17 protein-coding genes are annotated in these 13,447 nt (G+C 72.9%); 5 read left to right on the top strand and 12 right to left on the bottom strand.

Annotation, left to right across the window (positions count from 1 at the left end; genetic code table 11):
* The first annotated feature begins 116 nt into the window (after nucleotides 1-116).
* Nucleotides 117-965: an NBR1-Ig-like domain-containing protein gene (locus ACQEVC_RS01975; RefSeq protein ID WP_432872769.1), complete on the top strand. Its 849-nt coding sequence runs from the start codon at nucleotides 117-119 to the stop codon at nucleotides 963-965.
* 61 nt (nucleotides 966-1,026) lie between these two features.
* On the opposite strand, the gene ACQEVC_RS01970 is transcribed toward ACQEVC_RS01975, so the two are convergent.
* Nucleotides 1,027-1,608 carry a TIGR03086 family metal-binding protein gene (locus tag ACQEVC_RS01970; protein ID WP_432872767.1) on the bottom strand — a complete coding sequence of 194 codons (582 nt, stop codon included), beginning with the start codon at nucleotides 1,606-1,608 and terminating at the stop codon, nucleotides 1,027-1,029.
* 63 nt (nucleotides 1,609-1,671) lie between these two features.
* On the opposite strand from ACQEVC_RS01970, the gene ACQEVC_RS01965 reads away from it, so the two are divergent.
* The gene (locus ACQEVC_RS01965; RefSeq protein WP_432872765.1) at nucleotides 1,672-2,415 is read left to right on the top strand and encodes an AraC family transcriptional regulator; all 744 of its coding nucleotides are present in this window, start codon (nucleotides 1,672-1,674) and stop codon (nucleotides 2,413-2,415) included.
* Nucleotides 2,416-2,477: 62 nt separating this feature from the next.
* Here the strand turns inward: ACQEVC_RS01965 and ACQEVC_RS01960 are convergent, their stop codons facing one another.
* On the bottom strand, nucleotides 2,478-2,999 hold the full coding sequence (locus ACQEVC_RS01960) for a CGNR zinc finger domain-containing protein (RefSeq protein ID WP_432872763.1): 522 nt from the start codon (nucleotides 2,997-2,999) through the stop codon (nucleotides 2,478-2,480).
* Between the two features lie 25 nt (nucleotides 3,000-3,024).
* Here ACQEVC_RS01960 and ACQEVC_RS01955 point away from each other — a divergent pair, with 25 nt between their 5' ends.
* Nucleotides 3,025-3,240 carry a hypothetical protein gene (locus ACQEVC_RS01955; RefSeq protein ID WP_432872761.1) on the top strand — a complete coding sequence of 72 codons (216 nt, stop codon included), beginning with the start codon at nucleotides 3,025-3,027 and terminating at the stop codon, nucleotides 3,238-3,240.
* An 85-nt stretch (nucleotides 3,241-3,325) separates the two neighbouring features.
* On the opposite strand, the gene ACQEVC_RS01950 is transcribed toward ACQEVC_RS01955, so the two are convergent.
* The 3 genes from ACQEVC_RS01950 to ACQEVC_RS01940 form a co-directional block, all read right to left on the bottom strand.
* Complete coding sequence (locus ACQEVC_RS01950; RefSeq protein ID WP_432872759.1) at nucleotides 3,326-3,601, bottom strand: DUF4190 domain-containing protein; 276 nt, start codon at nucleotides 3,599-3,601, stop codon at nucleotides 3,326-3,328.
* A gap of 146 nt (nucleotides 3,602-3,747) precedes the next feature.
* Nucleotides 3,748-4,080 carry a hypothetical protein gene (locus ACQEVC_RS01945; RefSeq protein ID WP_432872757.1) on the bottom strand — a complete coding sequence of 111 codons (333 nt, stop codon included), beginning with the start codon at nucleotides 4,078-4,080 and terminating at the stop codon, nucleotides 3,748-3,750.
* Nucleotides 4,077-4,331 (bottom strand): hypothetical protein, encoded by a 255-nt coding sequence (locus ACQEVC_RS01940; protein ID WP_432872756.1) that lies wholly within the window; start codon nucleotides 4,329-4,331, stop codon nucleotides 4,077-4,079. The genes ACQEVC_RS01945 and ACQEVC_RS01940 overlap by 4 nt, the downstream gene beginning before the upstream one ends.
* Before the next feature lie 244 nt (nucleotides 4,332-4,575).
* On the opposite strand from ACQEVC_RS01940, the gene ACQEVC_RS01935 reads away from it, so the two are divergent.
* Together ACQEVC_RS01935 and ACQEVC_RS01930 are read left to right on the top strand one after the other, a co-directional pair.
* Nucleotides 4,576-5,382, top strand: a complete 807-nt coding sequence (locus ACQEVC_RS01935) for a helix-turn-helix domain-containing protein (protein ID WP_432872754.1) — start codon at nucleotides 4,576-4,578, stop codon at nucleotides 5,380-5,382.
* Nucleotides 5,373-5,564: a DUF397 domain-containing protein gene (locus ACQEVC_RS01930; protein WP_432872752.1), complete on the top strand. Its 192-nt coding sequence runs from the start codon at nucleotides 5,373-5,375 to the stop codon at nucleotides 5,562-5,564. Before ACQEVC_RS01935 ends, ACQEVC_RS01930 begins: the two co-directional genes overlap by 10 nt.
* Nucleotides 5,565-5,594: 30 nt before the next feature.
* On the opposite strand, the gene ACQEVC_RS01925 is transcribed toward ACQEVC_RS01930, so the two are convergent.
* The 7 genes from ACQEVC_RS01925 to hutU are packed head-to-tail and all read right to left on the bottom strand — an operon-like array spanning nucleotide 5,595 to nucleotide 13,374.
* On the bottom strand, nucleotides 5,595-6,284 hold the full coding sequence (locus ACQEVC_RS01925) for a hypothetical protein (protein ID WP_432872750.1): 690 nt from the start codon (nucleotides 6,282-6,284) through the stop codon (nucleotides 5,595-5,597).
* 10 nt (nucleotides 6,285-6,294) lie between these two features.
* Nucleotides 6,295-7,848, bottom strand: coding sequence for a histidine ammonia-lyase (gene hutH, locus ACQEVC_RS01920; RefSeq protein ID WP_432872748.1), 1,554 nt, complete (start codon nucleotides 7,846-7,848; stop codon nucleotides 6,295-6,297).
* Nucleotides 7,836-9,008, bottom strand: coding sequence for an imidazolonepropionase (gene hutI / locus ACQEVC_RS01915; RefSeq protein ID WP_432872746.1), 1,173 nt, complete (start codon nucleotides 9,006-9,008; stop codon nucleotides 7,836-7,838). The genes hutH and hutI overlap by 13 nt, the downstream gene beginning before the upstream one ends.
* Nucleotides 9,005-9,127, bottom strand: a complete 123-nt coding sequence (locus ACQEVC_RS01910; protein ID WP_432872745.1) for a hypothetical protein — start codon at nucleotides 9,125-9,127, stop codon at nucleotides 9,005-9,007. The genes hutI and ACQEVC_RS01910 overlap by 4 nt, the downstream gene beginning before the upstream one ends.
* The gene (locus tag ACQEVC_RS01905; protein ID WP_432872743.1) at nucleotides 9,124-10,467 is read right to left on the bottom strand and encodes a formimidoylglutamate deiminase; all 1,344 of its coding nucleotides are present in this window, start codon (nucleotides 10,465-10,467) and stop codon (nucleotides 9,124-9,126) included. The genes ACQEVC_RS01910 and ACQEVC_RS01905 overlap by 4 nt, the downstream gene beginning before the upstream one ends.
* Nucleotides 10,464-11,687, bottom strand: a complete 1,224-nt coding sequence (locus tag ACQEVC_RS01900) for an allantoate amidohydrolase (RefSeq protein ID WP_432872741.1) — start codon at nucleotides 11,685-11,687, stop codon at nucleotides 10,464-10,466. Before ACQEVC_RS01900 ends, ACQEVC_RS01905 begins: the two co-directional genes overlap by 4 nt.
* 7 nt (nucleotides 11,688-11,694) lie before the next feature.
* Nucleotides 11,695-13,374: a urocanate hydratase gene (gene hutU / locus ACQEVC_RS01895; protein WP_432872739.1), complete on the bottom strand. Its 1,680-nt coding sequence runs from the start codon at nucleotides 13,372-13,374 to the stop codon at nucleotides 11,695-11,697.
* Between the last annotated feature and the right edge of the window lie 73 nt (nucleotides 13,375-13,447).

Below are 13,447 nucleotides of genomic sequence, written 5' to 3'. Positions count from 1 at the left end.
CCGGCGACGACCCGGATCGGGACCGCATTTCCGCCGAACCACCGGACCCGGTCGCCGAATTCGCCGACGCATTACGCCGACTGCGCGCCGGGGCGGGAAATCCGTCGTTTCGGCGAATGGCCGCGGTGTCCCGGTCGATCTCGCACACCACGCTGCACGAGGCGGCCTCCGGAACGCGCTTCCCGTCCTGGGAGACCACCCGGGAATTCGTCCGGGCCTGCCACGGCAACGAGACGGCGTGGCGGGCCAAGTGGGAGTCGGCCCGCCCCGCCGGCTCCGGCCCGTCAGCCGCCGCCGGCTCCGGCCCGTCAGCCGCCGGGGAAGCCGGATCGGTCCCGCTGACCCGCAGATCCCCGGCGGTGGCGGCGTGGGGTCGTCGTCTCGGCCCGGGGTGGGGTCGGCCCGGTTCGGCCCGGCTCGGCGGGGCGGTCACGCTGGGGGCGCTGGCCCTGGTCGGCACGCTGCTGGCGGTGGCCCTGCTCGTCGCCGCCCGGCCCGACCGCGAGCGGTCCGGCGCCCCGATCGGCGCCGCCTCGGCGGGCACCGCCACCACCGCCCCGGCAGGGGTGCCGACCGGACCGCTGGTCGACGGCGACCGGAGCCGGTTCATCACCGACGTCACCGTCCCGGACGGCACCCGGGTACGGGTCGGCGAGACCTTCGTGAAGGTCTGGGAGATCCAGAACGCCGGTACGGTGCCCTGGCGCAACCGCTATCTCCAGCGGGAGGACGTGCCGGCCCAGCCGGGGAGCTGCCGGAGTCCGGAACGGATCCCGATCCGTGACACGCTGCCGAACGAGCGGGTGGAGGTCTCCGTCACCGTGATCGCGCCGTCCGCGCCGACCACCTGCATGGTGCGGTGGAAGATGGTCGACGAACATGGCCGGCAGCTCTTTCCCACCGCCCGACCGGTGTTCTTCCTGGTCCACGTCGACGCCACGACCGGCACTCCGGGCCCGCTCTGAGCCGGAAAGCCGGTCGACGGGCCAACGGATCATCGGCTTCCGCCGGGGCCGATCGGCGGGGTCAGCGGCTCCAGGTGGGGTCGCGGCCGACGACTCCGAGGATCCGGTCCAGGGCCGGCGCCGCGGCCGGGACCGCGACCTCGGGCCCGTAGACACCCATCTGCCGGCCCTGCTCGGCGGTCTTCGCCACCTCGTCGTGCACGTAGCCGAGCAGGTCGTCGTCCCAACTCGGGCGCTGCCCGGTCGCCTTCGCCAGGTCCCAGGCGTGCACCACCAGCTCGGTCACGATCATCCCGCCGACCAGCGCGGCCGGCAGCGCCGTCGGGCCGCCCATGTGGGTGGTGCCGTCCCAGGCGGCCGGCTCGGCCCAGGTACCGGCGATCCGCTCCACCAGCGCCGTCAGGTCGGCCGCCCAGTCGCCCCCGGTCAGATCCAGCTCCGTCTCGTTGCCGGCCGGCGGCGGTACGGTCTCCTTCCGCCCGGCACCCTCCAGCGACGGCCCCCAGAACAGCAGGTGGTTGACCAGCTTCCGGACGTCGTACTCGGCGCACGGGGTGGGGTTGTCGAGCTGGTCGGGCTTGATGTGGCGGATGATCTCGATCAGCGGTGCGGCCGCCCTGGCCACGAACGGTGCGTCAGGCATGTCGGCAAGCACACCACGAGGTGCGGCGGTCGTCTTGAACGAACGCGACATAACCTGGCGGGCGTGCGGAGGGACATGCGCGAACTCGGCGGGGCGTGGACCAGATACCAGCGGCACGCCTTTCCGACCCCGTCGCCCGACCTCGCCCCGTACGTCGAGCGCTACTGGGTCGTCTCCTGGGAGTACCCCGAGCCGTACCGGCAGTTGATCGTGCCGTACCCGAACGTGCACCTGACGTTCGGCGGCGGTCGCGGGATCGTGAACGGCGTCAGCAGCGGACACCAGGTCAAGGTGCTGACCGGCGTCGACGGGATCTTCGGGGTGGCGTTCCGGCCGGGCTGCTTCCGGCCGTTCCTGGGCGCGCCGGTCTCGACGATCACGGACCGGTCGATCGACGCGACGGAGGTCTTTCCGGGCGACCTGCCCGATCCGCTCGACGTGCCGACCGTGGAGGACTATCTGCGGCGCCGTCGGCCCGAACCCGATCCCCGGGCGGCGGAGGTCGCGGAGATCGTCGCCACGATCGCCGCCACTGGCCGGATCAACCGGGTGGACGCGCTCGCCGAGTACCTCGGGATCGGGGTTCGGGCAGTGCAGCGGCTCTTCGCCGAGTACGTCGGGATCGGGCCGAAGTGGGTGATCCGGCGCTACCGGCTGCGCGAGGTGACCGAGCGGCTGGCCCGGGGCGAACCGGTCGACTGGGCCGCGCTCGCCGCCGAACTCGGCTACGCCGACCAGGCGCACTTCACCCGCGACTTCCGGAAGATGTTCGGCGAGTCCCCGACGCACTACGCCGCCCGCTACTGACATCCACCCCGCCAAGATCTTGACGACTTGTTGCGGTTGGAGCGACAAATAGTCGTCAACATCTAACGGATTCGGCCGCTTCGGTGGCGGCGGACGGCGTCGCGGTTGGCACAGCGGGGCGAGCAGTAGCGCTGTTGGCCGCCCCGGGAGGTGTCGACGTAGATGGTCCGGCAGCCGTCGGCGGCGCAGCGGCCGAGCCGGGACATTCCCCGCCCGGCGAGGTGTAGCGCGGTACCGACGCTGACCAGGGCCCGCAGCACCGCACCGAGCGGTACGCCCTCGTCCCGGTAGTGCAGGTGCCATCCGGTACCGCCGTGATCGGTGAGCCGGGGGTACGCCGACGCCGCCGCCAGCAGCCGGTTGACCAGGGTGGCCCGCTGGGCCGGCTCGGTGGCGTCGACGATCTCGGACCACTGGTCGACCAGTTCCAGTGCCACGGTCAGGTCCTGCTCGCCGACCGGCATGTCCAGCACCAGCCCGGCGGCGGCGCACCGGCGTACCAGGTCGGGCAGGGAGCGGGGCGGGTCGTTGGCCAGGTCGGCGATCAGTCGTACGGCGTCCTGCCCGTAAGGGTTGAGATGCACAATGCCATTACAGCAGGCTCGGACCATGAACGACGAGAACGGGCACCTCTGGCGGACCCGGTCACGCCACCGGACCAGTGACGGGATCGTGAGCTACCAGTCGTGCCACTGCGGGATGTGGCGGCTGGTGGCCGGGCCGGCACGAGCCCCGGCGGTGCCGACCGGGGTCGTCCGAGCGCCGGTCGGCACGTTCCCGGAGGGCGGCCGGGGCTGGTTCGGCCGGCGGCGCTGGCGCGGGTGACCTACCGGCTCGCCAAGCCGCAGGGGGTGGCTCCGCCGGCCCGTGACCGGACCGGACGGGCCACCCCGCGCCGTCTGTGCTGCGCTCAGCTTCCGTTCGAGGCCGCCGCGACGACGGCGATGAGGACGAACCAGAGCACGGTGAGTGCGGTGAAGACGATGCCCAGCCAGAAGCCCGCCTTGGCGAGCCCGCTGCCCTGCTCGCCGGTCTGCTGGATCTGCCGCTTGGCGACGACGCCGAAGACGATGCCCAGTGGTGCGAAGACGAAGGCGAAGACCAGGGAGAGGATCGCCATCACGTTGGTACCGCGAACCGACCCGTCCGCCTGCCCGGCCGCCCCGCCGGTGGTCTGCGAAGCCATTTGTCCTCCTCGGTGTGGGTGTCCACAGGGGAGTTACCCAGACGGCTCAGCCCCGTAACGCTCCGACGGGAGGGCGCCCAAGATTTTCGGCGACCTGTGGTTCGTCGCACGCCACAACTCGACAAGAATCTTGCGTGCGGCGGTTCTCAGGGCGGCCTGCCCCGGGGCCGCCGGTGGTTGCCGCCGGCGTCGACCCCGAGGCGGGCCCGGGTGATGCGCAATCGTGGTCTGGCCCAGGCGAGGAACCTGGCGTACATCCGCGCCGGGTCGGGACCCGGGTGCGGGTTGAGTCGGTAGAGGTCGTCGATTGCCGAGTGGAGCATGGTGGCGAGGTAGACGAGCAGTGCGGTCGGGTTCCGGGCGTACTCGATGGCCAGCCGGCTGCGTGCGGTCAGGCACGGCCACTCGGTCGCACACGACCGGCAGAGCCAGATCGGCCGCTGCGGTACATGCGGTCGGTGTGGTTCGCCCCTGGTCATCGACGGTCGCTCCGGGCGCGGTGCGCCTGGGGCGGAGTGCGCAGGCCCGCCCGGCTGATCGCGCCGACGTTGATTTCGTCCGGCCGCAGTGGGCGGAGCCAGCGGCTGTTGCGGTGCCGGCCCGGGACGACCGGTGGCGGGGTGTTCGGGGCGTCCAGCCAGAGTGGGGCTACGACCGGCAGTTCCAGGGTCGGCCACCGGGCCCAGCACGGCTGGTCGGGGTGGTGCGGGTGACTGGGGTACGACGACATGGGCCCTCCCGAGGTGTTGGAAGGGGGTCGCCGAGTGGCGGTCGGCGACCCCCGCACGGCACGCCCGGGTTTTTGCGATCGATCTCTTGCCACCGAGCGTGACGGCCTGCTTCCACTCTCGACGCGAAGGCCCTACGCTCGGTAGCCGATCTGACATTCCGTGATCGGCTGTGCGGGTGGGGTGACGCCTGTGTCGCCCGGTGGCGCGCTCGGAGCTGACCGACCCGACCTGTGGAGGGACGTAGTGAGCGACCCGAAGATCTCGATGCCGGACTTCATCGTCGAGGAGATCCGCCGGGCCAGATGCGCTGCCGGGATGACCCAGGAAGCGTTCGGCAAGGGGGTCAACTGTTCGGCGTCCCTGGTCAGCGCGGTCGAGAACGGCACCCGCGCCCTGACGATGGAGTACATCAGAGGGGCCGACCGGGCACTGAAGACCGGCGGTCTGTTCGTACGACTGGTCGAGCAGCTTGAGCTAGGCGTTGGGTCACCGGTCTGGCTTCAGGAGTGGGTGACCAAGGAACGCGAGGCCACCTCGATCCGTTGGTATGAACCATCGCTGGTACCGGGTCTGCTGCAAACCGAGGCGTATGCCCGCGCTGTTCTCACCGGCGGCCGGATGTTCAGTGCCAACCGCGTCGAGCAACTACTGACCGCCCGGCTGGACCGGCAGTCGGTGCTGTCCCGGGAGGATCCACCGCAGTTCGTTACCGTGCTGGACTCAGGGGTGCTGCGCCGACCGATCGGTGGGTCAGCCGTGATGCGCGAGCAACTCGACCATTTGCTGAGCAGCGCGGAACAGCCGCACATGCACCTGCATGTGGTCCCGGAGGGGGTCGGTGCCTACGCCGGGTTGGCCGGAGCGTTCATTCTGATGAAGGGCAAGAGCGGGGAGATCGCCCATGTGGACAGCGCACTGCGGGCACACATCACCGCCGATCCGGAGGCGATTGCCAGCCTGCATAACAGGTGGGAGAGTCTGAGAGGGGAGGCGCTGCCGCACACCCCCTCGATCGAGCTGATCACGGAGATTGCGAAGTCATGGACCTGACCAGCGCCATCTGGCGGAAGTCGACCCGCAGCGACAACGGCGGGTCCGCCTGCGTCGAGGTGGCCGACAACCTGCTCGGTGTGGTCGGGGTGCGGGACAGTAAGGATCGGTCTGGACCGGTGCTGACCTTCGGCTCTGACGCGTGGCGGACTTTCGTCGCGGAGGTGGCCCGCCAGCGGTAGCTGGTGAGCACCCACCGGACAACTCCGCCGTCAGCCTCCGTCCGGCCTGTCGACCGGGGCGAAGCTGCGCCCGTCCGCCGGGCCGACCTCGAAGAACTCGTCGTCCCGCAGCACGTACACGACGTTGTGCCGCATCCTGGCGTGGAACTCCGCCCACTCGGCGTCGCCCCACTCGCCGGGATCTGCCGCGTCGATCTCGTCGTAGTCGGCCGGCACCGCGTACCGGACCACGTAGACGACGTTGTCCCGTACCTCCAGCCGCCACCGGTCGTCCGGCTCCTCGCCCTGGGCCTCGACAACGCCGTCGAGCACGTGGTCGAAGGTGAACTCCGCGAACTCGTCGGCGTAGACCCGCTCCGGCAGCGGCGCGGCGAGTTCCCGGGCGAGCGCGGCGCCGGGCTTGAGGAAGGTGTCGACCAGGTACGCCATCCACCGCTCGGCGTCGTAGAACTTCTCCTCCTCGTCCCAGCCGAGCGCGGAGCCGTCCTCGGACGGTACCCACTGGCACCAGAGGCCGGGCTGCCCGGGCGACGGCTTGCTGCCGTCGAGTACGTCCGGCTCGATGTCCTGCCCCGCGTAGCCGCCGCCTCCGACGAAGTACGGTCCCTTGGTCCGGTGCATGTGCCGGACCTCGGCGAACCGGGTCAGGTAACGGACCTCGGCCGGGTTGAGCGGTGGCGAGATGCTGACCCGGCCGGTGAACCATGTCTCGTAACCCATGCCGGATGTTCTACCCCAGGGGTCCGACCTCCGCCTCGATCGCGGCCCGCAACTCCGGCCCGGCGACCACCTCCCGGGCCGCCTCCAGCACCGGGGCGAGGAAGATGTCCGGCCCCGGCTCGCCGACGGCGTCCCGGAGCGCCGCCAGCGCCGCCCGACCGGCCGGGGACGGGGTCAGCGGGGCCCGCAACTGCAAGCCGCGTACCCCGGCGATCAGCTCGACCGCGAGCAGGCTGGTCAGGTTCTCCAGCACCGTACGCAGCTTCTTGGCCGCCGCCCAGCCCATCGAGACGTGGTCTTCCTGCATGCCGCTGGTCGGCAGCGAGTCGACCGAGGCGGGTGCGGCGAGCCGCCGGTTCTCCGCGACGATGCCGGCGGCGGTGTACTGGGCGATCATCAGCCCGGAGTTGACCCCGGCGTCGGGGGAGAGGAAGGCCGGCAGTTCCCGGGACCGGGTGACGTCGAGCAGCCGGTCCACCCGGCGTTCGGCGATCGCCCCGATCTCGGCGGCGGCGATGGCCAGGAAGTCGGCGGCGAAGCCGAGCGGGGCGCCGTGGAAGTTTCCGGTCGACTCGACCCGGCCGTCCGGGAGTACGACCGGGTTGTCCACCACCGAGCGGAGTTCCCGGCCGGCGACCTGGTCGACGAAGGCGAGGGTGTCCCGGGCCGCCCCGGCGACCTGTGGCGCGCAGCGCATCGAGTACGCGTCCTGCACGGCGTGCGACAGGTCGTCCCGGTGGGAGTCCATGATGGACGAGCCTTGGAGCAGTCGGTGGATGTTGGCCGCCGACACCGCCTGCCCGGGATGCGGGCGGATCGCGTGCAGTTCCGGCAGGAACGGCCGGTCCGAGCCGAGCATCGCCTCGATGGCCAGTGCCGCCGTCACGTCCGCCATCGTGAAGAGGTGGCGTGCGTCGGCGACCGCCAACAGCAGCATTCCGAGCATTCCGTCGGTGCCGTTGACCAGCGCCAGCCCTTCCTTGGCGGCCAGCGTCACCGGGCGCAGCCCGGCCGCGCGCAGTGCTGCCGAGGCGTCCTGCCGGCTGCCGTCCGGGCCGACCACCCAGCCCTCGCCGAGCAGCACCAGTGCGCAGTGCGCCAGCGGGGCCAGGTCGCCGGAGGCGCCGAGCGAGCCGTGCTCCGGCACCCACGGGGTGATGTCGGCGTTGAGCAGGTCGGCCAGCGCCCGGGCCAGCTCGGGGCGTACCCCGGAGTGGCCGAGGGCGAGCGAGCGGATCCGCAGCAGCATCATCGCCCGGACCACCTCGCGGGGCATCGGGGCGCCCACCCCGGCGGCGTGCGAGCGGATCAGCGCGTGCTGCAACTCGGCCCGCCGCTCCGGGGCGACGAAGGTGGTGGCCAGCGCGCCGAACCCGGTCGAGACGCCGTACACCGGGCGGCCGGTCTGCTCGATCCGGTCCACGATCGCCCGGCTGGCCGCCATGGCGTCCAGGGTGGACGGATCGAGGACGACGGTGGCGGTGCCCCGGGCCACCGCCAGCACGTCGGCCGGGGAGATCCCGGTGGGCTGGACGGTGACGACGGGTCGGGTCACGGTTGACATTGCGGTACTCCGTTGTGCAGGACCTGGCTGATCAGTGGAACACCGGGCCGGTAGGCCAGGTGCAGATAGGAGGGCGCGTCGAGGATGCTCAGGTCGGCCGGTACCCCCGGCCGGAGCACTCCGGCGTCCGCGCGGCGCAGCGCCCGCGCGCCACCGGCGGTGGCCGCCCAGACCGCCTCCGCCGGGGTCATGCCCATCTCCCGGACCGCGAGCGCGATGCAGAACGGCATCGACGAGGTGTACGACGACCCGGGGTTGCAGTCCGTGGCCAGCGCCACGGTCACCCCCGACTCGAGCAGCCGCCGGGCGTCCGGGTACGGCGACCGGGTGGAGAATTCCGCCCCGGGCAGCAGTGTCGCCACCGTCTCCGACATCGCCAACACGTCGACGTCTACATCGGAGAGATGGGTGCAGTGGTCGACGCTGGCCGCGCCCAGCTCCACCCCGAGCTGCACCCCCGGCCCGGGACCGAGCTGGTTGGCGTGCACCCGTACCCCCAGCCCGGCGGCCTGCCCGACGGTGAGGATCGCCCGGGCGTGGTCGGCGTCGAAGGCGCCCCGCTCACAGAAGACGTCGATCCACTTCGCGTACGGCAGCGCGGCCCGGAGCATCGGCCCGCAGACCAGTCCGACGTAGTCGTCCGGCCGGTCGGCGTACTCGGCCGGCACGACGTGGGCGCCGAGGAACGTCGTCTCGGCGGTGAACTCGGCGGCGATCCGTAGCGAGCGGGCCTCGTCGGCGACGCTGAGCCCGTACCCGCTCTTGATCTCGATCGTGGTGGTGCCCTGCCGGACCGCCTCGGCGCGCAGCCGTCCGACGGTGTCGCGGAGCCGGTCGTCGTCGGCGGCCCGGGTAGCGGAGACGGTGGTCCGGATGCCGCCCCCGGTGTACGGCTCGCCGGCCATCCGGGCGGCGAACTCGGCGGCCCGGTCACCGGCGAAGACCAGGTGGGCGTGGCTGTCCACGAATCCGGGCAGCACCGCGGCGCCGTCGGCGTCGATCCGGTGGTCGGCGGCCGGGGCGTACCGGGCCGGGCCGATCCAGGCGACCTCGCCCTCCTCGACCAGCAGCGCCGCCTTGCGGCGGATGCCGAGCGGCCCGCCCTCGCCGATCCCGGTGTTGGTGACCAGTTCGCCGATGTTGTCGATCAGCAGGTTCACGGCGCCACCACCCCCTTGCGCGGGTTCACGGCGCCACCGTCGCGATCACACAGGTTCACGACGCCACCGTCGTCATCACACAGGTTCACGGCGCCACCGCCGCGGTTGCGCGGGTTCACGGCGCCACCGTCGCGATCGCCGCCGACAACTCGGCCGGCACGTCGAGCCGGACGTGCCGGCCCTCCCGTACCACCGGCCGGCCGTCGATCAGCACGTCGGTCACGTCGGCCGCGCCGGCCGCGAAGAAGACCCCGACCGGCGGCACCCCGGCGGTCCGGGCGCTGTCCAGCCGGACGGTGACCAGGTCGGCCCGGTCGCCGTGCTCCAGCCGGCCGGCGTCCGTCCAGCCCAGCGTGGCGTGCCCGACCTCGGTCGCGGCGCGCAGCAGCTCGACCGGGCTGAACTGGCCCCGGGTCAGGGTGGTCAGCCGCAGGTTCAGCTCCATCGCCCGGGCCTCCTCGAAGAGATCCACCACGGCGTGGCTGTCGGTGCCGAGGCTGACCGTGCTGCCCTCGTCGACCAGCTTCCGGAACGGCCCCACCCCGTCGGCCAGCTCCCGCTCGGTGGTCGGGCAGGCGCAGACCCCGGTACCGCTGGACCCGAGCACACCGAGGTCCAGATCGGACAGATGGGTCGCGTGCACCGCCGTGGTGGCCGGGCCGAGCACGCCGGCCTCGGCCAGCAGCGCGGTCGGGCTCTTCCCGTGGTACGCCAGGCACGCCTCGTTCTCGGCCGGCTGCTCGGAGAGGTGCAGGTGCAGCGGGGCGGCCCGGTCGGCGGCCCAGCCGGCCACCTCGGCGAGCTGGTCGGCCGGTACCGCCCGGACCGAGTGGATCGCCGCACCGACCCGGGCGTGCGCACCGGCCGGGGTGAACGCGCCGGCCCGCCGCGCCCAGCGCGCCGCGTCGCCGTCGCCGAACCGCAGTTGCGGCCCGGCGAGCGGCTTACCGTCCACCGTGGCGGTCAGATAGCAGGTGTCCAGCAGGGTGAGCCGGATCCCGGCCTGGGCGGCGGCCTCGACCAGCGCCGCACTCATCACGTTCGGGTCGGCGTACGGGGCGCCGTCCGGGGCGTGGTGCAGGTAGTGGAACTCGCCGACGCAGGTGATGCCGGCGAGCGCCATCTCGGCGTACGTCGCCCGGGCCAGCGCGAGATAGCGCTCCGGGTCGAGGCGGTCGGCGACCGCGTACATCTGGGTGCGCCAGGCCCAGAAGTCGCCCCGGCCGCCATGGGTGCGCCCGCGCAGCGCCCGGTGGAAGGCGTGCGAGTGCGCGTTGGCCAGCCCCGGCAGGGTCAGCCCGGGCAGCCGCCGGGCGTCCGGCGGCGGCACCGGCACCCCGGCAGTGACCGTGCCGAACCGGCCGTCGACCACCTCGATCAGCACGTCGGCGTCGGGCGCGGGGCGGTCCGGCAGCCAGGCGTACTCGGCGTGGTAGCGGGCCGGCTCGGGGGCGGTCATCCGGCGGCCAGGTGGGCGAGCAGGTCGGCCAGCCGGCGTACGCCCTCGGCACAGTCGTCGTCGCCGGCCGCCTCGGCCGGGGAGTGCGACACCCCGGTCGGGTTCCGCACGAAGAGCATCGCGGTCGGCACGTGCTCGGCCAGGATCCCGGCGTCGTGCCCGGCGGCGGTCGGCAGCACCGGTACGCCATCGGCGAGTACCTCGCGGAACGCCTTGACCAGTCCGCCGTCGAACTCGACAGGTGGGCTGAGCGACTCGCGGGTGACGGTCAGCGTCGTACCGTCCCGGGTGGCCCGGTCGGCGGCCTTGCCACGTACCCCCTCGACCAGCGCCTCCAGGGTGCCGGCGTCGGCCGCCCGGGCGTCCAGCCAACCGCGGACCCGGGCCGGGATCGCGTTGGTGGCGTTCGGCTCCACCTCGACCCGGCCGATCGTGGCGTGCGCACCGCGCAGCCGGGCCTCCTTGTTGGCGGCCAGCACGGTGAAGGCGTAGGTCAGCATCGGGTCGCGCCGGTCGGCCATCCGGGTGGTACCGGCGTGGTTGGCCTCGCCGGTGAAGTCCAGCCGCCAGCGGCCGTGCGGCCAGATTCCGCTGGCCACCCCGACCGGTGCGCCGAGGTCGACCAGCGCCCGGCCCTGCTCGACGTGCAGCTCGACGAAGGCGCCGATCCCGTCCAGCAGCTCCGGTCGGACCCCCGCCGGCCGACCGTCCATCGCCTCGGCCAGGGTGACGCCGTCCCGGTCGGTCAGCGCCGCCGCCCGCTCTGGATCGAGCGCCCCGGTCAGCAGCCGGGAGCCGAGGCAGGGTACGCCGAACCGCGAGCCCTCCTCCTCGGCGAACGCCACCACCCCGACCGGGCGGCGGAACTCCCGACCCTCCGCCCGGAGCGCCCGTACCGCCAGCAGGGCGCTGACGATGCCGAGCGGGCCGTCGTAGCCGCCGCCGTACGGGACCGAGTCGAAGTGGCTGCCGAGCAGCACGGCGTCGCCCCGCTCCGGCGGCGGGCCGTACCAGGCGACGAGGTTGCCGTTGCCGTCCGGCGCCACGGTGTGCGCCCCGTCGGCCTCGGCGACGCCGCGGAACCACCGCTCCAACTCCCGTACCGGCTCGGTGAAGCCGTACCGGAGGTAGCCGCCGGTGCCCGGGTCACGGCCGATCGGGGCGATCTCCGCCCAGAGCCGGGGAAACCAGGTGTGCACCGGGATCGGGTTCGACGTCAACGCCCGCCTACCCTTCGGCCATCGGGATGCGCAGGTCGCCCCGGGCGGCGGCCGCGACGGCCTCCGGATAGCCGGCGTCGACGTGCCGGAGTACGCCGGTGGCCGGGTCGTTGCTCAGCACCCGCTCGATCTTCTGCCCGGCCAGCGCGCTGCCGTCGGCGACGCAGACCTGGCCGGCGTGGATGGAGCGGCCGATGCCGACCCCGCCGCCGTGGTGGATGCTCACCCAGGAGGCGCCGCTGGCGGTGTTGACCAGCGCGTTCAGCAGCGGCCAGTCGGCGATCGCGTCGGAGCCGTCGGCCATCGCCTCGGTCTCCCGGTAGGGCGAGGCGACCGACCCGGCGTCCAGGTGGTCCCGGCCGATCACCACCGGGGCGGTCAGCTCCCCGCTGGCCACCATCTCGTTGAACCGCACCCCCGCCTTGTCCCGCTCGCCGTGGCCGAGCCAGCAGATCCGGGCCGGCAGGCCCTGGAAGGCGACCCGCTCGCCGGCCAGCCGGATCCACCGGGCCAGCGACTCGTTCTCCGGGAACAGCTCCAGCACCGCCCGGTCGGTGGCGGCGATGTCGGCCGGGTCACCGCTGAGCGCCGCCCAGCGGAACGGTCCCTTGCCCTCGCTGAACAGCGGCCGGATGTACGCCGGCACGAACCCGGGGAACGCGAACGCCCGGTCGTACCCGCCGAGCTGCGCCTCGGCCCGGATCGAGTTGCCGTAGTCGAAGACCTCGGCACCGCCGTCGAGGAAGCCGACCATCGCGGCGACGTGCCTGACCATGGCGGCCCGGGCCCGCTCGGTGTACTCGGCCGGCTTCACCCGGGCCAGCTCGGCGGCGTCGGCCAGCTCCAGCCCCTCCGGGACGTACGACAGCGGGTCGTGCGCGCTGGTCTGGTCGGTGACGACGTCGATCTCGACGCCCCGGCGGAGCAGCTCGGGAAAGACGGTCGCGGCGTTGCCGACCACCCCGACGGAGAGCGCCCGGCGCTCCCGCTTGGCGGCGAGGACCTGCTCGACCGCCTCGTCGAGTGAGCCGGCCACGGTGTCGAGATAGCGGGTGGTGACCCGGCGGGCCAGCCGCTCCGGGTCGACGTCGACGATCAGGCAGGCGCCGCCGTTCATGGTCACCGCGAGCGGCTGCGCCCCGCCCATCCCGCCGCAGCCGGCGGTCAGGGTCAGGGTGCCGGCCAGCGAGCCACCGCTCGGCCGCTGCCCGTCAGCGCGGCTGGCGGCGATCTTCGCGGCCACGGCGGCGAAGGTCTCGTAGGTGCCCTGGAGGATGCCCTGGGTGCCGATGTAGATCCACGAGCCGGCGGTCATCTGGCCGTACATGGTCAGGCCGAGCTGTTCGAGGCGGCGGAACTCCGGCCAGGTGGCCCAGTCGCCGACCAGGTTCGAGTTGGCGATCAGCACCCTCGGCGCCCACTCGTGGGTCCGCAACACCCCGACCGGCCGCCCCGACTGCACCAACATCGTCTCGTCGTCGGCGAGCGAGCCGAGGGTGCGGACCAGTGCGTGGTACGACGGCCAGTCCCGGGCCGCCCGGCCGGTCCCGCCGTACACGACCAGGTCGTCGGGGCGTTCGGCCACCTCCGGGTCGAGGTTGTTCATCAGCATCCGCAGCGCCGCCTCCTGCGGCCACCCGGCGGCGGTCCGGGTGGTGCCGCGGGCGGCGCGGATCGGCTCGGGCATGTCAACTCCTCCTGCGGTGGAACGGTTCGATGGTGGCGTGCGGTGCGGGGCGGTGCTGCGAGAACGGTGAACT

The organism is Plantactinospora sp. CA-294935 (assembly GCF_050936445.1).
GTDB lineage: Bacteria > Actinomycetota > Actinomycetes > Mycobacteriales > Micromonosporaceae > Plantactinospora.
This window is presented reverse-complemented; position numbering and strand designations above follow the sequence as displayed.